15 protein-coding genes are annotated in these 18,522 nt (G+C 69.9%); 13 read left to right on the top strand and 2 right to left on the bottom strand.

Annotated elements, in window-relative coordinates:
- Positions 1-6 precede the first annotated feature (6 nt).
- Positions 7-1,632 carry a phosphoglucomutase (alpha-D-glucose-1,6-bisphosphate-dependent) gene (gene pgm, locus L0C25_RS08100; protein WP_271635964.1) on the top strand — a complete coding sequence of 542 codons (1,626 nt, stop codon included), beginning with the start codon at positions 7-9 and terminating at the stop codon, positions 1,630-1,632.
- Here the strand turns inward: pgm and L0C25_RS08095 are convergent.
- Entirely contained in the window at positions 1,625-2,944 is a 1,320-nt protein-coding gene (locus tag L0C25_RS08095) for a lipase family protein (protein WP_271635963.1), read from the bottom strand. The genes pgm and L0C25_RS08095 overlap by 8 nt on opposite strands.
- 112 nt (positions 2,945-3,056) lie before the next feature.
- Here L0C25_RS08095 and L0C25_RS08090 point away from each other — a divergent pair, with 112 nt between their 5' ends.
- From L0C25_RS08090 to gluQRS, 7 genes are all read left to right on the top strand, one after another.
- Positions 3,057-4,934 (top strand): methylmalonyl-CoA mutase family protein, encoded by a 1,878-nt coding sequence (locus tag L0C25_RS08090; RefSeq protein WP_271635962.1) that lies wholly within the window; start codon positions 3,057-3,059, stop codon positions 4,932-4,934.
- A complete protein-coding gene (gene scpA / locus L0C25_RS08085; protein ID WP_271635961.1) occupies positions 4,931-7,114 on the top strand; it encodes a methylmalonyl-CoA mutase in 2,184 nt (727 codons plus the stop codon). Before L0C25_RS08090 ends, scpA begins: the two co-directional genes overlap by 4 nt.
- Positions 7,114-8,112 carry a methylmalonyl Co-A mutase-associated GTPase MeaB gene (meaB, locus tag L0C25_RS08080; RefSeq protein ID WP_271635960.1) on the top strand — a complete coding sequence of 333 codons (999 nt, stop codon included), beginning with the start codon at positions 7,114-7,116 and terminating at the stop codon, positions 8,110-8,112. Before scpA ends, meaB begins: the two co-directional genes overlap by 1 nt.
- Positions 8,113-8,205: 93 nt before the next feature.
- Positions 8,206-9,363, top strand: a complete 1,158-nt coding sequence (locus tag L0C25_RS08075) for an LLM class flavin-dependent oxidoreductase (RefSeq protein WP_271635959.1) — start codon at positions 8,206-8,208, stop codon at positions 9,361-9,363.
- A 367-nt stretch (positions 9,364-9,730) separates the two neighbouring features.
- A complete protein-coding gene (locus L0C25_RS08070) occupies positions 9,731-11,164 on the top strand; it encodes a C40 family peptidase (protein ID WP_271635958.1) in 1,434 nt (477 codons plus the stop codon).
- 31 nt (positions 11,165-11,195) lie between these two features.
- Complete coding sequence (locus tag L0C25_RS08065; protein WP_271635957.1) at positions 11,196-12,086, top strand: CHAD domain-containing protein; 891 nt, start codon at positions 11,196-11,198, stop codon at positions 12,084-12,086.
- 4 nt (positions 12,087-12,090) lie between these two features.
- The gene (gluQRS, locus tag L0C25_RS08060) at positions 12,091-13,011 is read left to right on the top strand and encodes a tRNA glutamyl-Q(34) synthetase GluQRS (RefSeq protein ID WP_271635956.1); all 921 of its coding nucleotides are present in this window, start codon (positions 12,091-12,093) and stop codon (positions 13,009-13,011) included.
- Here the strand turns inward: gluQRS and L0C25_RS08055 are convergent.
- Positions 13,005-13,496 carry an inorganic diphosphatase gene (locus tag L0C25_RS08055; RefSeq protein ID WP_271635955.1) on the bottom strand — a complete coding sequence of 164 codons (492 nt, stop codon included), beginning with the start codon at positions 13,494-13,496 and terminating at the stop codon, positions 13,005-13,007. The genes gluQRS and L0C25_RS08055 overlap by 7 nt on opposite strands.
- Positions 13,497-13,648: 152 nt before the next feature.
- Here L0C25_RS08055 and dacB point away from each other — a divergent pair, with 152 nt between their 5' ends.
- The 5 genes from dacB (at position 13,649) to hpt (ending at position 18,509) form a co-directional block, all read left to right on the top strand.
- Positions 13,649-15,187: a D-alanyl-D-alanine carboxypeptidase/D-alanyl-D-alanine endopeptidase gene (gene dacB, locus L0C25_RS08050; RefSeq protein ID WP_271635954.1), complete on the top strand. Its 1,539-nt coding sequence runs from the start codon at positions 13,649-13,651 to the stop codon at positions 15,185-15,187.
- A 25-nt stretch (positions 15,188-15,212) separates the two neighbouring features.
- The gene (locus L0C25_RS08045; RefSeq protein WP_271635953.1) at positions 15,213-16,280 is read left to right on the top strand and encodes a zinc-dependent metalloprotease; all 1,068 of its coding nucleotides are present in this window, start codon (positions 15,213-15,215) and stop codon (positions 16,278-16,280) included.
- Positions 16,281-16,446: 166 nt separating this feature from the next.
- Positions 16,447-17,421, top strand: a complete 975-nt coding sequence (gene tilS, locus L0C25_RS08040) for a tRNA lysidine(34) synthetase TilS (RefSeq protein ID WP_271635952.1) — start codon at positions 16,447-16,449, stop codon at positions 17,419-17,421.
- A 164-nt stretch (positions 17,422-17,585) separates the two neighbouring features.
- Positions 17,586-17,876, top strand: a complete 291-nt coding sequence (locus L0C25_RS08035) for a hypothetical protein (RefSeq protein ID WP_271635951.1) — start codon at positions 17,586-17,588, stop codon at positions 17,874-17,876.
- 81 nt (positions 17,877-17,957) lie between these two features.
- On the top strand, positions 17,958-18,509 hold the full coding sequence (gene hpt / locus L0C25_RS08030) for a hypoxanthine phosphoribosyltransferase (RefSeq protein WP_408641696.1): 552 nt from the start codon (positions 17,958-17,960) through the stop codon (positions 18,507-18,509).
- Positions 18,510-18,522: the final 13 nt, after the last annotated feature.

Below are 18,522 nucleotides of genomic sequence, written 5' to 3'. Positions count from 1 at the left end.
GCCCGCATGCACCCTCGCGCCGGTACGCCTGCACAGCCGCAAGACCTGACCGACATCGACGCGCTGACCGCGGCGTACTACGACCTGCGACCGGATCCGCTCGACGTCGCGCAGCGGGTCGCGTTCGGCACCTCCGGGCACCGCGGGTCGAGTCTCGACGGCGCGTTCAACGAGTTCCACATCCTCGCGACCACGCAGGCGATCGTGGACTACCGGCGGGCCCAGGGGTACGACGGACCGCTGGTCATCGGGCGCGACACCCATGCACTCTCGTTGCCCGCTTGGCAGAGCGCCCTCGAGGTGCTCGTCGGCAACGACATCACCGTGCTGGTCGATGAGCGCGACGGCTACACGCCGACGCCCGCCGTGTCGCACGCGATCCTGCGGCTCAACCGGCTGGGTGAGCACGGCACGGTCGACGGCATCGTCGTGACTCCGTCGCACAACCCGCCACGCGACGGCGGGTTCAAGTACAACCCGCCGAACGGTGGTCCGGCCGACACGGATGCGACCGGCTGGATCGAGGAGCGTGCGAACGAGCTGTTGAGCGCCGGTCTCGCCGGCGTACGTCGTGCGACGACCGAGCAGACCCGTGCCGCGGCGCAGGCGTACGACTTCCTCGGCCACTATGTCGACGACCTGCCGTCGGTGCTCGATCTGGACGCGATCCGCTCGGCGGGCGTACGCATCGGAGCCGATCCGCTCGGCGGTGCCAGCGTCGCGTACTGGGGCGCGATCGCCGAGCGCCACGGGCTCGAGCTGACCGTCGTGAACGACAAGGTCGACCCGCGGTGGGCGTTCATGACGCTCGACCACGACGGCAAGATCCGGATGGACTGCTCGTCGCCGTACGCGATGGCGTCGCTGATCGACCAGCGCGACTCGTACGACATCGCGACGGGCAACGACGCCGACGCGGACCGGCACGGCATCGTCACCCCCGACGGCGGGCTGCTGAACCCGAACCACTTCCTGTCGGTCGCGATCGACTACCTGGCCCGCAACCGCGAGTGGGGCGCCGATGTCGCGGTCGGTAAGACGCTCGTGTCGTCCGGCATGATCGACAAGGTCGTCGGCGGCCTGGGACGGCGCCTGGTGGAGGTGCCGGTCGGCTTCAAGTGGTTCGTGCCCGGCCTGCTCGACGGGAGCGTGTGCTTCGGCGGCGAGGAGAGCGCCGGCGCGTCGTTCCATCGCTTGGACGGCACGACGTGGACCACCGACAAGGACGGCATCATCCTGGCGCTGCTGGCGTCCGAGATCCAGGCCGTGACCGGCACCAGCCCGAGCGAGCTGTACGCCGGCCTCGTCGCGCAGTACGGCGAGCCCGCGTATGCACGGGTGGATGCGCCCGCCGATCGCGCGGCGAAGGCGAAGCTCAAGGCCCTGACGCCCGAGGCGGTCACGGCCTCGGAGCTCGCCGGTGACGCGATCACCGCCAAGCTGACCGAGGCGCCGGGCAACGGTGCCGCGATCGGCGGGTTGAAGGTGTGCACCGATCAGGCGTGGTTCGCGGCCCGCCCTTCCGGCACCGAGGACATCTACAAGATCTACGCGGAGTCGTTCCGCGGCCCCGACCACCTCGCGCGGGTACAGGAGGAGGCCCGGTCAGTCGTCGACGCGGCGCTCAGCTGACCTTCTCCGGCGTGAGCGGATTTCCCTTGGGGATCGAGCCGCAGTCCGACGGCGCCTGTACGCCGGCGAACCGGTCGTCCAGCCAGGACATCGCGGTCGGAGCCCAGGCGAGCGCGGTCGGGACATGGCTCAGGGCGTTGTACTGCTGGTACTTCACGGCCGTGCCGTCGGTGCAGTACTGCCGCGCGAGCGTGCGTACGTCGCCCGCGATCATCACCCCGTCGCCGGGGCCGATGCCCGGCTTGTTGCCGGGCGAGCCTTCCAGGATGCCGTTCGCTCCTTGACCGACGAACATCGGCACGGTCGGAGACGGGCGGGATCCGAGGTTGATCCTGTTGACCGCGCGTACGTACTCCGGAACCGAGTTCGGGTCGGCGTACCGGGGCTTGACCAGCTGCTCCCAGGTCAGGCCGGGATACTGGAACAGCACGTTCGCGATGGACGCCGTCTGCATCTTCGCCATCACCTCGCGGCCGCGGTCGCTGAGGTACTTGCCGAAGTCGATGTCGTACGCGCGGGCGACACCGGCGACGGCCATGGCCGCGACGCCTGCCCAGCCGGTCGTACCGCTGATGTACTTCAGGTTGTGTGCCGGCGCGACGAGGAGCCCGCCCTCGGCGACGCCGACGATCTTCTTGTTGACGCCGGGCGCGTACTTCGGTGCGAGCGCGGCCGCCCAGTTGCTCGCGATCGCCCCGCCCGAGTATCCGAGCAGACCGATGTCGGTGTGCCGGCTCAGTCCGGTGTCGTCCGAGCGGCGAGCGGCCCGGATGGAGTCGAGGGTCACCTTGCCGTACTCGGGTCCGGCGGCGAAGTCGGCCGCCGGCCCTTCGGTGTCGGCGACGATCACCGGATAGCCCTTGGCGAGGAGCGGTGCGAGGAACACCGTCTCGACGTTGGCGATCAGCCCGCCGAAGGTCAGGTCGCCCGCGAAGATCCGCGACGGGTTGTCGGCCGGGTTGAGCGAGTCGTAGAACGACTGGTACGCGACGGCTCGGGTGCTGTGCTTCGGGCCGGGCGGCAGCACGACCGAGGTCGCGTTCGCGATCGGCCGGCCCTGCGCGTCCGCGCTGCGGTAGAGAAGCTGCACGACGCGTACCGGTGTCGGAATGCCCGCAACGTGGTACGGAACTGTGCGGGACTTGAGCACCGCGCCCGGCTCGTACGCCCGCAGCGGTTTGTCGCCGCTGTAGGTGAAGAAGGTGTCGTCGCTGGCCGGGGTCTGTGCCGCGACCGCCTGTGTCGGAGCGACGAGTACGGCGGCCAGCAGCGTGCCGAGGAGGGTGAGTGCGATGACGCGTGCGCGGAGCATGGCCGCGACGTTACCGACGGGTAACCAGATGCGGAAGGGGCGTCTCGTATCGCGGGACCTGCGAAGAACGTCACAGAGACGGCCGAGGTGAATGCGCCGTAACATCGGCCCCATGAACCCCCAGCCGGCGCCGGAGCATTCCGCTGCGTACGCATCGTGGCAGCGCGCCGTCGCCGGGGTGCTCGCCAAGCAGCGCAAGGTCGAGCCCGAGGATCTGGGCACCGACCCCGAGCGCCTGCTCGACGCCGAGACGTACGACGGAGCCACGGTCGCGCCGCTGTACACGCCCGCCGACGAGCTCGCGGCGCCGCCGCTGCCCGGGTATGCGCCCTTCACCCGCGGTGCCCGCGCCGGCGCAGGCGGGTGGGGCGTGTGTGCGCACTACGGTGAGCATGGCGGTGCGGTCGCCACCAACCGGCTGATCCTCGACGACCTGCGTAACGGTGTCACCTCGGTGTGGCTCACGATCGATCCCAACGGTCGCCGCGGCGTCGCACCCGACGAGGTCGCCGCGACACTCGAGGGTGTGTTGTTCGACCTCGCGCCGGTACGCCTGGACGCCGGGTCGGCGTTCGAGGAGGCGGCCGAGGCGCTGCTGGGGGTCGCCGACTCCGCCGACGTCGAAGACCGGAGCGAGGTCCGGCTGACGCTCGGTGCCGACCCGTGGACGCTGCAGATCCGCAACGGTTCTCCGGTCGAGGGTGCCGGGCTCGACGAGGCGGTGGCGCTCGCCGTACGTCTGGCAGCGCGCCCCGAACGCATTCGTACGCTCGTCGTCGACGGTACGGTCTTCCACGACGCGGGCGCCAGCGATGCCGAGGAGCTCGGTGCCAGCCTGGCGGCGGGTGTCGCATACGTACGCGCACTCGCCGACGCGGGACTCGACGTCGAGCACGCGCTGGCGGCGATCGAGTTCCGGCACGCGATCACCGACGAGCAGTTCGCGGGCATCGCGAAGCTGCGTGCGTTCCGCAGGGCGTGGGCGCGGGTCGCCGATGTACTCGGGGCGCCGGACGCCGGAGCCGCTGCCCAGCATGCCGTCACGTCCAACGCGATGATGGCGCAGCGTGACCCCTGGGTGAACATGCTTCGTACGACCCTGGCGGCGTTCGCCGCGGGTGTCGGCGGGGCCGGTGAGGTGACGGTGCTGCCGTTCGACCACGCACTCCCTGGCAACGCGCCCGGAGTCTCCGAGCGGTTCGCCGCCCGCATCGCCCGCAACACCCAGCTGCTCCTGCTCGAGGAGTCACATGTCGGCAAGGTCGCCGATCCCGCCGGCGGGTCGTGGTACGTCGAGCAACTCACCGATGCGCTGGCGAGGCAGGCGTGGGGCGTGTTCCAGGAGATCGAGCGCGACGGAGGCTTCGGCGCCGCCCTCGATGCGGGTGTGATCGCGGAGCTCGTTGCCACGACCCGGACCGCCCGCGCCGACGACATCGCGCACCGGCGTACCAGCGTCACCGGAGTCAACGAGTTCCCGAACCTCGCCGAGCCGCCCGTCGAGGCCGCGCCCGCCGCCGACGGCGGTCTGCTGCCCAGCGTCCGTTATGCCGAGCCGTTCGAGGACATGCGTGACCGATCCGACCGGCACCTCGCCGACGCCGGGGTACGCCCGAGCGTCTTCCTCGCCACCCTCGGACCCGTCGCCGAGCACAACCAGCGCGCGACGTACGCGAAGAACCTGCTCGCGAGCGCCGGTGTCGACGTCGTCGAGTCCGGCCCGGTCGACGACGGCGACTCCCTCGCCCAGGCGGCGCGAGAGGCGAGGCTGCAGGTGGCGGTGCTGTGTGGCAGCGACGGCAGGTACGACAGCATGGGCTCAGAATCCGTTGCTGCGTTGCGGTCTGGGCATGCGGCTCGCGTGTACGCGGTGGGATCGGCGGGCAGGTTCACCTCGACCGAAGGCGCGCCAGACGACTACCTCACGCCGGGCATCGACGTGGTCGCCGCGATGACCCACCTGCTCGACCTGCTGGAGGTGGCACGATGATCCGCAGCTTCGCCGACGTACCCCTCGATGGCGAAACGCCAACCACTGCTGGTTCTCGGCCCTCAGCCGACGCGTGGACGACGCCCGAAGGCATCGACATCCTGCCCGTCTACACCGACACCGACCGCTCCGGTGCGAACCATCCGCTCGACACGATGCCGGGCGCGGCGCCGTACCTGCGCGGGCCGTACCCGACGATGTACGTCAACCAGCCGTGGACGATCCGGCAGTACGCAGGATTCTCCACCGCGGCCGAGTCGAACGCGTTCTACCGGCGCAACCTCGCGGCCGGGCAGAAGGGGCTGTCGGTCGCCTTCGACCTCGCGACGCACCGCGGGTACGACTCCGACCATCCACGGGTCGCGGGCGATGTCGGTATGGCTGGTGTCGCGATCGACTCGATCTACGACATGCGGCAGCTGTTCGACCACATCGACCTGTCGAACGTGTCGGTTTCGATGACGATGAATGGCGCCGTGCTGCCGGTGCTCGCGCTGTACGTCGTCGCAGCGGAGGAGCAGGGCGTCAAGCCCGAACAGCTCGCCGGGACCATCCAGAACGACATCCTCAAGGAGTTCATGGTCCGCAACACCTACATCTACCCGCCGGCGCCGTCGATGCGGATCATCTCCGACATCTTCGCGTTCACCAGCGAGCGGATGCCGCGGTTCAACTCCATCTCGATCTCCGGCTATCACATCCAGGAGGCCGGTGCGACGGCCGATCTCGAGCTCGCGTACACGCTGGCCGACGGTGTCGAGTACATCCGGGCGGGCCTCGACGCGGGAATGACGATCGACTCGTTCGCCCCACGGTTGAGCTTCTTCTGGGCGATCGGCATGAACTTCTTCATGGAGGTCGCCAAGCTGCGTGCGGGGCGGCTGCTGTGGAGCGAGCTGGTCGAGCAGTTCGAGCCGACCAACCCGAAGTCGCGCAGCCTGCGTACACACAGCCAGACGTCGGGTTGGTCGCTGACCGCGCAGGACGTCTACAACAACGTCGTACGCACGTGCATCGAGGCGATGGCGGCGACGCAGGGGCACACCCAGTCGCTGCACACGAACGCGCTCGACGAGGCGCTCGCCCTGCCGACGGACTTCTCCGCGCGCATCGCCCGCAACACCCAGTTGTTGCTGCAGCAGGAGTCGGGTACGACGCGGCCGATCGACCCGTGGGGCGGTTCGTACTACGTCGAGAAGCTCACCTCCGACCTGGTCGTGCGCGCCCGCGCCCATCTCAAGGAGATCGAGGACGCCGGCGGCATGACCCGCGCGATCGACGAGGGCATCCCCAAGCTGCGCATCGAAGAGGCCGCGGCGCGAACGCAGGCGCGCATCGACTCCGGGGTCCAGCCGGTGATCGGTGTGAACAAGTACGTGGTCGACTCCGCCGCAGGCGACGACGACATCGAGGTGCTCAAGGTCGACAACGCGCGCGTACGTGCCGAGCAGCTGGACAAGCTGCGGCGGCTTCGGGAGGAGCGCGACGAGGACGAGACCCGGCGCGCGCTCGATGCGTTGACGGAGGCGGCACGTGCCGATGGCGCCGGCGCGGAGCACAACCTGCTCGCGCGCAGCATCGATGCGGCCCGGGCGAAGGCGACCGTCGGTGAGATCTCGGACGCGCTGGAGAAGGCGTACGGGCGGCACTCCGCGCAGATCCGTACGATCAGCGGTGTGTACCGCGACGAGGCCGGCAAGTCGCCGAACATCGCCGAGGCGATGCGACTCGTCGAGGCGTTCGCTCGAGAGGACGGCCGCCGACCGCGCATCCTGGTCGCCAAGATGGGTCAGGACGGACACGACCGTGGGCAGAAGGTCATCGCGACCGCCTTTGCAGACTTGGGTTTCGACGTCGACGTAGGCCCGTTGTTCCAGACGCCCGAGGAGGTCGCACAGCAGGCCGCAGACGCCGACGTACACATCATCGGCGTCTCGTCGCTCGCCGCGGGTCACCTGACGCTCGTTCCCGAGCTGCGCGACGCGCTGGCGAAGGTCGGCCGCTCCGACATCCTGGTCGTGGTCGGCGGCGTCATCCCGCCCGCCGACTTCGATGCGTTGTACGAAGCCGGGGCCACGGCGATCTTCCCGCCCGGCACGGTGATCGCCGACGCCGCGGCCGACCTGCTGCGTACGCTCGCCGCCCAGCTCCACCTCACGCTCGAGGACGACGAGGGCTGATGCGGCGCCAGGTCGACGTCGACGCGCTGGCCGACGCCGTACGCCGGGACTCGCGGGCCGACCTGGCACGCGCGATCACGCTTGTCGAGTCGTCGCGCGCCGACGACCATGACTTTGCGCAGCAGCTGTTGCTGCGCCTGCTCGACAATGCCGGCGGAAGTCATCGCATCGGCATCACCGGTGTGCCCGGTGTCGGGAAGTCGACGTTCATCGACACGCTCGGGACCCGGCTGACCGAGCGGGACCACCGGGTCGCCGTGCTCGCCGTCGATCCGTCTTCCACGCGTACGGGCGGCTCGATCCTCGGCGACAAGACCCGCATGGCGCGCCTCGCGACCAACCCCGCCGCCTACATTCGGCCGTCGCCGACCGCGGGCACGCTCGGCGGCGTCGCCAAGGCGACCCGAGAGACGATCGTGCTGCTGGAGGCGGCGGGCTTCGACGTGATCCTGGTCGAGACGGTCGGCGTCGGGCAATCCGAGGTCACGGTCTCCAAGATGGTCGACTGCTTCTGCTTCCTCACGCTCGCGCGTACCGGTGACCAGCTGCAAGGCATCAAACGTGGCGTGCTCGAGCTCGCCGACGTCATCGCCGTCAACAAGGCCGACGGTCCACACGTACGCGATGCGGAGAAGGCGGCGCGCGAGCTCGCCGGCGCGATGCGGCTGATCCACCCGCCCGAGTCGTTGTGGCGCCCGCCCGTACTGACCACGAGTGCGCTCGAGACGACCCCTCCCGACGAGAGCGGGCTCGACACATTCTGGGATGCCGTCCTGAAACATCGCCGGATCCTCACCGAAGCGGGCGAGTTCGCCGGGAAGCGCCGCCAGCAGGCGGTCGACTGGACCTGGTCGATGGTGCACGACCGGCTGCTCGGCCGACTCGAGCAAGACCCCGACGTACAGGCGATCCGGGCGAAGACCGAGCAGCAGGTACGCGACGGCGACCTCACCGCCGCCCTCGCCGCCCAGCGCATCCTGGACGCGTTCGACTCCTGATCGCGCCTCTGCGGCAAACACGGGGATACCTCACAGCGAATATATGAGTGAGTTGCTTGATTTAATACGCAGTTCCGCGACATGATGACGGCTATGTCGATCAAGTTTCACTGGTACCTGCCGACGAGCGGCGACGGACGGACCCTCGTCGGCGGCGGCCACGACGGTCTGCGCGCTGGTGAGACCCGGCACGAGTCGGCGGCGCAGTTCCGCCCGCCGACGTTCGACTACCTCGCACAGGTCGCGCGGGCGACCGATGCGCTCGGCTACGAGGCCGTCCTGACGCCGACGGGCACCGCCTGCGAGGACGCGTTCGTCACGGCCGCGGCGCTGTCCCGGGAGACGGAGCGGCTGAAGTTCCTCGTCGCGTTCCGACCCGGGCTGCTGAGCCCGACCCTTGCGGCCCAGATGGCGAGCACCTTCCAGCGCATCTCCGGAGGGCGGCTGCTGCTCAACGTGGTGACCGGCGGCGAGGCGGAGGAGCAGCGGCGGTTCGGTGACCACCTCGACAAGGCCGAGCGGTACGCCCGCTGCGACGAGTTCCTGAGTGTCGTACGCGGCGCCTGGAGCAACGCGCCGTACGACTTCGCCGGCGAGCACTACCGCATCGAGGCGGCCGGTACGCGCGATAGGCCGGACCCGGTCCCAGGCGTGTACTTCGGCGGGTCGTCCGCGGAGGCCGGCCCCGTCGCCGCGCGCCATGCCGACGTCTATCTCACCTGGGGTGAGAGGACCGAGGCCGTGGCTCAGAAGATCGAGTGGATGCGCGGTCTTGCGCGGACGCAGGGGCGTACGCTCCGGTTCGGCATCCGGCTGCACACGCTGTCGCGAGACACCGCCGAGCAGGCGTGGGCACACGCGCAAGGGTGGCTCGACCGGCTCGATCCTGCCGATGTCGAGAAGGCGCAGGCCGTGCTCGCCCGCAGCGAATCCGTTGGCCAGCAGAGGATGCGCGAGCTGCACGGCGGTCGGTCGTACGCCTCGGCGCACGACCTCGAGATCGCCCCCAACCTGTGGGCCGGCGTCGGGTTGGTCCGATCCGGCGCCGGTACCGCACTGGTCGGCAGTCACGAGGAGGTGGCGGAGCGCATCGCCGAGTACCACGATCTCGGCATCGACGAGTTCATCATGTCGGGCTATCCGCAGGTCGAGGAGGCGTACTGGTTCGCAGAGGGCGTGATGCCGTTGCTGCGCCGGCGGGGAATCCTCGGCACCCCCCAGGGGGATGAGCGCGTGCTCGCAACCGCTTGAGCAGCGCCGTGACACGGCCCCGTCGCAATGGTGCGGCGGGGCCGGCGTCATGTGCGGGCGCGAGAAATCGCGAATAGTAAAACTACATCAATGTAATTCTCAAGTCGACACGCCGTGTGATTCAAGTTAATTGTGTGAAAGGTGTTCCCATTGGGGCGAATGGGGACTAAGTTGCCTATCGGTACGCGCCTCTGCGGTCGGTCTCGGAGATGCCCGGGTCGTACGTGGGGGTTGTGCCCGAGTCCTGGGGAAGGGGCTCGGTCCCTACCGAAAGGGCTGCATCGTGCGTCCATCGCCACGTTCGCGACGCGGAACTCCGCGCCCGCGACGCATCCGGCTCGCTCTTGCGGCCGCCACGACCTGCGCGTTGTGTGCCGCGTCCCTCACGACGGCGTCTGCCGACGACGACACCCCCACGCGTGCCGAGGTCCAGTCCGCCAAGGCGGATGCCGCGCAGGCCGCGAGCGACGTCGGGAGTATCAAGGCCGAGCTCGCCGCCGCGGAGCAGAAGGTCGTCGACCTCGGTGTCGAGGCGGGGCGGCTGGCCGAGGCGTACAACGGCGCCGTCTACAAGCTGCAACAGTCGCGGCGCGAGGAGCGTCGGCGGGTCGACGCTGCGGCGGACGCGAAGCGCAAGCTCGACCACACGATCGGGCGGATGTCGTCGGCCCTCGCGGCGAGCGCGTCGCGAAACACCGCGCTGCAGAGCCTGTCGGCGCTGCTCGACGAGAACGGCCCACGTGAGCTGCTCGAGCAGGCGAGCGGGTACCACAGCATCGACGACGCGCTGTCGGCCGACCTGCAGAAGTACGACGCGCGCAAGCAGGTGTACGAGCTGCTCGCGAAGCGGTCGGCACGGGCGGTCGACCGGCGCGAGGACCTCGCCGACCAGGCACGCGACGCGAAGGCCGCCGCCGACGCCGCCGTGGCATCCGCACAGGACGCCGAGGCCACGATCCGCGCCAAGCGCGGTGAGCTGATCGCGGAGCTCGCAACCGCGCAGGGCGTCTCCGAGTCCCTCGTACGGGAGCGTCAGCGCGACCTGCAGGAGCAGCGAGAGCAGGACGCGCTCGAGGAGGCCCAGCAGGAGCAGCAGGAGCAGCAGCAGCAGCAGGAAGAACAGCAAGAGGAGCAGCAGGGCGACTCGAACACACCGCCCGACGACACCACTCCGCCTCCCGACGACGGCGTCGAGGATCCGCCCGATAACAACGGTGGCACGGACGACCCGCCCGATAACAACGGTGGCACGGACGACCCGCCCGATAACAACGGCGGCACGGACGACCCGCCGGACAACAACGGCGGCACGGACGACCCGCCCGACAACAACGGCGGCACGGACGATCCACCGGACAACAACGGCGGTACCGACGACCCGCCCGACAACGACCCGCCGGACAACGACGGGAACACCCCGCCGGTCAACACACCGCCGGCGACGGGAGTCAATAGGGCGATCGCGTTCGCCCGGGCGCAGCTCGGCGAGCCGTACGTCTATGGCGCGGCCGGGCCGAGCTCCTGGGACTGCTCGGGCCTGACGATGATGGCGTGGGCCGCCGCCGGGAAGTCGCTCCCGCACTGGAGCGTCGCGCAGTACCAGGCGACGACTCCGGTGTCGATGAGCTCGATCCGCCGGGGTGACCTGCTGTTCTGGAGCAACGGTGGCCCGAGCTCGATCTACCACGTCGCGCTGTACCTCGGTAACGGCATGATGATCCAGGCGCCTCGGCCCGGGCGTAGTGTCGAGATCGTCTCGATGTACTACTGGATCCTTCCCGATCTGGCCGGCCGGGTCTGAGCCGGCGGGTCGCCGAGCGCGGAGGGAGCGAATGGGTCCCTCCCGCGGTGACGACCCGTGGCGGGCGGTCGAGGAGTACGCGCATGCGCAGCTCCGAGTGATCACCGAGCTCGCCGACAGCGTGCGGGACGACGAGCCGGACGCCGTCCACCGGCTGCGAGTCGCCTGTCGCCGACTGCGCGCCACATCGCACACGTTCCGGACGTACGTCGATGTCGGAGCGGCCGACCGGCTGGCCCGCGAGCTGCGTTGGTTCGCGGGGCGGCTCGCCCCGGCTCGCGACGCCGAAGTAACGGGGGTACGGCTACGGGCATCCCTGGCGTCCCTACCTCCGGGGCTCGTGATCGGTCCGGTCGCAGATCGGATCGGCGAGACCTTCGCGGCGCAAGCGCGATCGGCGCACGGCAGGGCGATCGCGGCCCTCGACCATCCGCGGTACGCGGCACTGCCCGCCTTGGTCGGCGAGATCGGGTGGCCGGCGCGGGCCGGCGGGGTCGGGGGTGACGCGGTGCGCGGATGCGCGTACCAGGCCGTGCGACGTGTCGACCGCCGTCTCGCGGCCGCCTCCGTCGCACCGCCCGGCGGGGCGCGTACGACCGCACTCCACGATGCGCGCAAGGCGGGCAAGCGCGCCCGCTACGCGGCCGAAGCGATCCGCGACCTCGGCGGCGACGATGCGGGCCGGCTCGTCGAGTCACTCGAACGCCTGCAGGACGTCCTCGGCACGTACAACGACGCCGTCAACGCCCAACGTGCGCTGGACGATCTCCTTTCGAGTGCAGAGTCGGCGAGCGAGAGCGGCTTCACCTACGGCCTTCTGTACGCGCACGAGCAGGCGGCGGCCGACGACGCGCTCGCAGTGCTCCCGGCGGCCGAACGCGACTTCGAGCGCGAGCCGTTGCGGTGCTGGCTCGTACCCTGAGCCGATGACCACCAGCACCCCGCCACCTGGGTCCGGCCGGTTCGCGCCGAGCCCGTCGGGTGACCTGCACCTCGGCAGCCTGCGTACGGCGCTGCTGGCCTGGCTGTTCGCGCGTTCGACCGACCGACGGTTCCTGCTGCGGGTCGAGGACCTCGATCGGGTACGTCCCGGCGCCGCCGCGCAACAGCTGGCCGACCTGGAGGCGATCGGGATCGACTGGGACGGGGCGGTCGTCCGGCAGTCCGAGCGCGCCGCGCTCTACGCGGACGCGGTACGCCGGCTGCGTGAGGCGGGGCGTACGTACGAGTGCTTCTGCAGCCGGCGCGAGATCCGGGAGGCGCCCTCGGCGCCGCATGCGCCGCCGGGTGCTTATCCCGGGACCTGCCGAGATCTGAGCGCCGCCGAACTGGCGCGCCGCCGCGCCGAACGCCCGGCGGCGATCCGGCTCCGCAGCGACACCGACGGGTTCACCGTGCGCGACGTGCTGCACGGGTCGTACGAGGGTGTGGTCGACGACCTGTCGCTGGTTCGCAACGACGGTGTGGCCGCGTACAACCTCGCGGTCGTGGTCGACGATGCCGATCAGGGCATCGACCAGGTGGTACGCGGCGACGACCTGCTCAGCTCCGCGCCGCGGCAGGCGTACCTCGCCTCGCTGCTGGGGCTGCCGGCTCCGACGTACGCGCACGTGCCCCTCGCGGTGAACGCGCAGGGCGAGCGCCTCGCCAAGCGCGACGGCAGCATCACCCTCACGGATCTGGCCAGGCTTGGGGTCAAGCCGCGAGACGCGCTCGCACGGATGGCGCGGTCGCTCGGGATGCAGGGACGTACGCCGGTCGAGCTGCTCGACGAGTTCGATGCGGCGCGGTTGCCGACGGAGCCGTGGGTCGTGACCGCAGCGGCGTCGGCGAACGCGGCTCAGTAGCCGCCGTTGTCCTCGTACCGCTTGCGGCTCGACTCGATCTCGGCCTCGGCCTCCGTGCGCCCCACCCAGGTCGCGCCCTCGACCGACTTGCCCGGCTCGAGGTCCTTGTAGACCTCGAAGAAGTGCTGGATCTCGAGCCGGTCGAACTCCGGCACGTGGTGGATGTCGCGCAGATGCTCCTGGCGCGGGTCGGCGGCCGGTACGCACAGCACCTTGTCGTCGCCGCCGGCCTCGTCGGTCATCCGGAACATCCCGATCGCGCGGCACCCGATCACGCAACCCGGGAAGGTCGGCTCCGACAGCAGCACCAGCGCGTCCAGCGGGTCACCGTCGAGGCCCAGGGTGTACTCGATGAACCCGTAGTCCGCGGGGTACTGCGTGGCCGTGAACAGCGTGCGGTCGAGCCGGATCCGGTGCGTCGTGTGGTCGACTTCGTACTTGTTGCGGTTGCCCTTGGGGATCTCCACAGTGACGTCGAATTGCACGGTTCCTCCGGATAACAGCACGCGCTACGGCGCGTTGGGTGACTCCCGATATTGTCGCGCACATGACACGGTACGGGCCACGCAGGGGGAGCGCATGTGACCTAGGTCGTATTGGTGAATCCCGCGCCGGCTCGCGTGGCTCCGCATCCCGCTTGGCTGCGTTACGGGTCGCTCGAAGGAGGACCGACTCCGACTTCGCTCCCGCGCCTTGCCGGATCGGGCGCGGAGACCCGCTCCCTGATCGACGAGAGATCCACCAATACGACCTAGGCCGCATCCGCTGGTACGTCGCCGTCCTGACCGTCGTCGTCCTTGTCGTCGGTGGCGGAATCGCCGCGTACGCGCTCGGCGGTTTCGATCGCTGGCTCGACGACTCCGACGCCTCGGCGCTCGACGTCGAGCCACCCGAGGAGCTCGACTTCCCGGCCGCGCGTACGCCCCAGCCCGTTCTCGACGATGCGACGCCCGGACAGCTCGACCGTCGAGCGGTCGAGGCGTCGGTACGCGCGGTGTTCAAGGACCGGACGTTCGGCAAGCACACGGGCGTCGCCGTTGCGCCGCTCGAGCAGGGCAAGCCGGTGACGATCGGCTCGGGATCGTACATGCCGGCGTCGACGCTGAAGAACTTCACGTCGCTCGCGGCGCTCGACTCGCTCGGCCGCGACGCGCGATTCACCACCTCGGTCGTACGCGCGCAGGGAGCCGGCAGGACCGCGCGGCTGACCCTCGTGGGCGGAGGCGACCCGCTGTTGGCGACGAAGCCGCCGAAGGACTCCGATGACGTCTACCCGCAGCCCGCGACACTCGCCGATCTCGCCGACCAGACCGCGAAGGCGTTGAAGCAGGACGGCGTGAAGCAGGCAGAGGTCTCTTTCGACGACAGTCTGTTCAAGGGACCGGACGTCAACCCACGTTGGGAAGACAGCTACATCACCACGGATGTGACGACTCCCGTCAGCGCTCTGTGGGCCGATGAGGGAGTCACCGACGTCGACACCGGCGAGCGTACGACCCAGCCGGCGAAGCAGGCCACCGAGGCGTTCGTCGACCTGCTCGCGAAGCGCGGTGTCAGTGTCAAGGGCGCCGTCTCACGTAAGAAGGCTCCGGCCGACTCCGCCGACATCGCGAGCGTGGACAGCCCGCCGCTCGGCCAGATCGTGCAGCACACGTTGGCGTTGAGCGACAACTCCGCGGCCGATGTCATCCAGCGCCAGCTGGCGATCGGCGAGGGCGAACCCGCGAGCTTCGAGGGCGGCGCCAGGGCGATGCAGTCGGTCCTGAAATCGCTCGGCGTGCCGTGGCAGGGCATCCAGGTGTACGACGGCAGCGGACTGTCTCGCGACAACGCCGTGACGCTGCGCGCGGAGCTGGCCGTGCTGAAGCTGGCGGCGACGTCGCGCGACTCCGACCTACGTCCCGTCGCGTCCGGTCTGCCGGTCGCCGGCTTCAGCGGGAGCCTCGCCGACCGGTTCACCTCGCCGACGTCGTACGCCGGTCTCGGTGTCGCGCGAGCGAAGACCGGCACGCTCACCGGGACACACGCGTACGCGGGCCTCACGACCGACAAGCAGGGCACGCCGTTGGCGTTCGTTGCCATCGCGAACGACGTGAAGGACAAGTTCGTGCTGGACGCGCGGGCGGGGCTCGACGACATCGCGGCCGCGCTCACGTCCTGCGCATGCACCCGGTGACCACGCCCCGCGTACCGTTGGCGCCATGACCGACAAGCGCCCCTCGATGGTCGACTGGGAGTTCGCTCGCCAGACGGCCAACCGTTTCGTGCGTCCCGGCCCCGAGATCCCGGCCGACGAGATCGCCGCTGCGGTCGCCGAGCTCCGCGAGGGCGCGCAGACCTCCGAGCAGCCGGTACGCGACTACACCGGGCTCCATGCGCGGGCGGCCTCCGCGCCCGTCCTGGTCGTCGACCGGCCGGCATGGATCACCGCGAACACCGAGGGATTCGCGTCGATCCTCGAGCTGCTGGAGGCGAAGATCGCCGAGTCGGGCAAGTACCCGAAGGGCGCCTCGCGGTCGATCGGGTCGAAGGTCGCAGGCGCCGAAGTGGGCGCCCTGCTGGCCTTCATGTCGAGCAAGGTGCTCGGGCAGTTCGACCCGTTCTGGGCGGGTGGGGCCGGCGACACCGGCCGGATGCTGTTGGTCGCCCCCAACATCGTGACCGTTGAGCACGAGCTCGGTGTCGATCCGCACGACTTCCGGCTCTGGGTCTGCCTGCACGAGGAGACGCACCGCGTTCAGTTCACCGCCGTGCCGTGGCTGCGCGACCACGTACAGGGCCTGATCGGCACCTTCGTCGAGTCGACCGAGGTCGACCCGAGCGGTGTGAGCCGGTTGCTCTCCGACGGCGCGACCGAGCTCGGCCGCGTACTGCGAGGCGAGCCGGACAGCAGCATCGTCGACGTGCTGCAGAACCCGCAGCAGCGCGAGGTGGTCGACCAGATGACCGGCGTGATGTCGTTGCTCGAGGGCCATGCCGACGTCGTGATGGACGGCGTCGGGCCCGAGGTGATTCCGTCGGTGCGAACGATCCGCAAGCGGTTCAACCATCGCCGCAAGGGCAAGGGCGGCCTCGACTCGCTGCTTCGCCGTCTGCTCGGACTCGACGCCAAGATGCGGCAGTACCGCGACGGCGCGACGTTCGTGCGTACGGTCGTCGACAAGGTCGGCCACGAGGGCTTCAACGCGGTCTGGGCAGAGCCGGCGAACCTGCCGTCGAAGCTCGAGATCGGTGAGCCCTCGCACTGGCTCGCCCGCGTACACGGCTAGTGCCTCGTCAACCAACGTTGCCCGTCGTGAGCGGCGTCCAGCGGGATGGCTCGCAAGGCCGAGGAGGAAAGTCGATGCCGGTCCATCTTCGACCGACGAGAACGCAGCGAGGCGCCCGTCTGGGCGTCGCGCAACAGGGCACACGTTGGTTGACGAGGTACTAGCGATGGGCGGGCGGCCGCACCCCGACGTCGCTCGGGCGCGCGTACTCGTACGTGACGCGCTTGCCGACCTGGCCGACGGGTCGCGCGTGCTCGTCGCCGTCTCGGGTGGCGCCGACTCGTTGGCGCTCGCCGCCGCGACGGCATTCGTCGCGCCCCGGCGTGACCTCGAGGCCGGTGCGGTGGTCGTCGACCACGGCCTCCAGGAGGGCTCCGACGCGGTCGCCTGGACCGCCGCTGCTCGGGCGAAGCAACTCGGGCTCGCGCCCGTCGAGGTGGCCCGGGTCGAGGTAGGTGCCGCCGGAGGCCCGGAGGGTGCCGCGCGTGCCGCCAGGTACGACGCGCTGTCGGGCGTGGCGCAGCGCCACGATGCGGTGGCCGTGCTCCTCGGGCACACGCTCGACGACCAGGCCGAGACGGTGCTGATGGGCCTCGCCCGGGGCTCGGGTGCGCGCTCGCTCGCCGCGATGGCGCCGGCCGACGGCTTGTGGCGAAGGCCGTTCCTCGCGCTGTCTCGTACGCAGACGCGCGCGGTGTGCGAGGAGACCGGCGTGGAGTGGTGGGACGACCCCCACAACGACGACACTGCGTACACCCGGGTGCGGGTGCGCACGCAGGCACTGCCCGCGCTCGAGGCGGCGCTCGGGCCGGGGGTACGCGAGGCGCTGGCGCGTACGGCGTCGCTGTTGCGTGCCGACGCAGACCACCTCGACGAGCTGGTCGAGCGCGTCGAGTTCGAGGCACTCGACGGCGACGACCGCCTCGATGCCGAGACGCTTGCGAAGCTGCCGCGCGCGATCCGCACCCGGGTGATCCGACGCCACGCGCTGCGAATGGGCTGCCCGGCCGCCGACCTCACCGCGGCGCATGTGATCGAGGTCGAGCGGCTGGTGACCGACTGGCACGGGCAGTCGCATATCGAGCTCCCCGGCAAGGTCGTCGCCCGCCGGGTCGGGGTCTGGATCGCGTTCTCCCGCTGAGCGGGCGCGGCCGTCACGTTGCCCCGCGGATTACCATGGGCCCATGGTAATCCGCGCCGCTACCCGGCAAACTTGCTACTGAGCGGCGCGGTTTACCCCCGAACGGTGGCTGGCGAGATGCCGCCGGCGGTCGAGTACGCACCAGTTGGTACGCGGGAGGCGGCATGGACTTCTGGACGATCTTCGGCGTCGTCGGCTTCTCCGCGACGTACGCCGTGATGGGCGCGATGCTGAGCCTGTTCGTGATCGGCACCTGGCGCCGTAGGGGAAAGGGCGTTCTCACCGACATCGCGTTCGCCGCCGTGTTCGTCGCACTCCCGTTCCTCCTCGGCTTCTCCGACACAGACACGGCCGCATCCTTCGCCGGTTGGGCGGTCGGCGGCGGCGCCGGTCTCGTGTTCGGCATCTTCTTCGTGCCCCGCGATGAGGAAGATGTCGGCAAAGAGCCCGCCTGACCGTCGCGTACCGCCCCGCACCCCTCCTGTGGCAGGCTGACGACGACAACCTCGGGACGCACTACGGGAGCATGCGTGGACATCGAGCACATCACCGACGACCTCGACCTCGAGAAGACCCTGTTCAGCGAGGACGAGATCCGGAATCGGCTCGGCGAGCTGGCCAAACGCATCGAGTCCGACTACGACGGCGAAGACCTGCTGCTGGTCGGCGTGCTCAAGGGCGCGGTCATGGTCATGGCCGACCTCGCCCGCACCCTCGACCGGCATGTCGAGATGGACTGGATGGCGATCTCGTCGTACGGCTCGGGTACGACATCCTCCGGCGTCGTACGCATCCTCAAGGACCTCGATGCCGACATCACCGGCCGGCACGTACTCGTGGTCGAGGACATCATCGACACCGGCCTCACCCTGTCGTGGCTGATCTCCAACCTGCGCTCCCGCGGCCCGGCATCGGTCGAGATCTGTACGTTGCTGCGCAAGCCGGATGCGCAGAAGATGAGCGTCGACGTGCGTTACGTCGGCTTCGACATCGCCAACGAGTTCGTCGTCGGGTACGGACTCGACTACGCTGAGAAGTACCGCAACCTGCGCAGCATCGGTACGCTCGCGCCGCACGTGTACTCGTGACATTGCACACGCG

It is taken from the genome of Solicola gregarius, from assembly GCF_025790165.1.
Classification (GTDB): Bacteria; Actinomycetota; Actinomycetes; order Propionibacteriales; family Nocardioidaceae; genus Solicola; species Solicola gregarius.
Note: the sequence above shows the minus strand (reverse complement) of the source record. Positions and strands in the feature narration are given on the sequence as shown.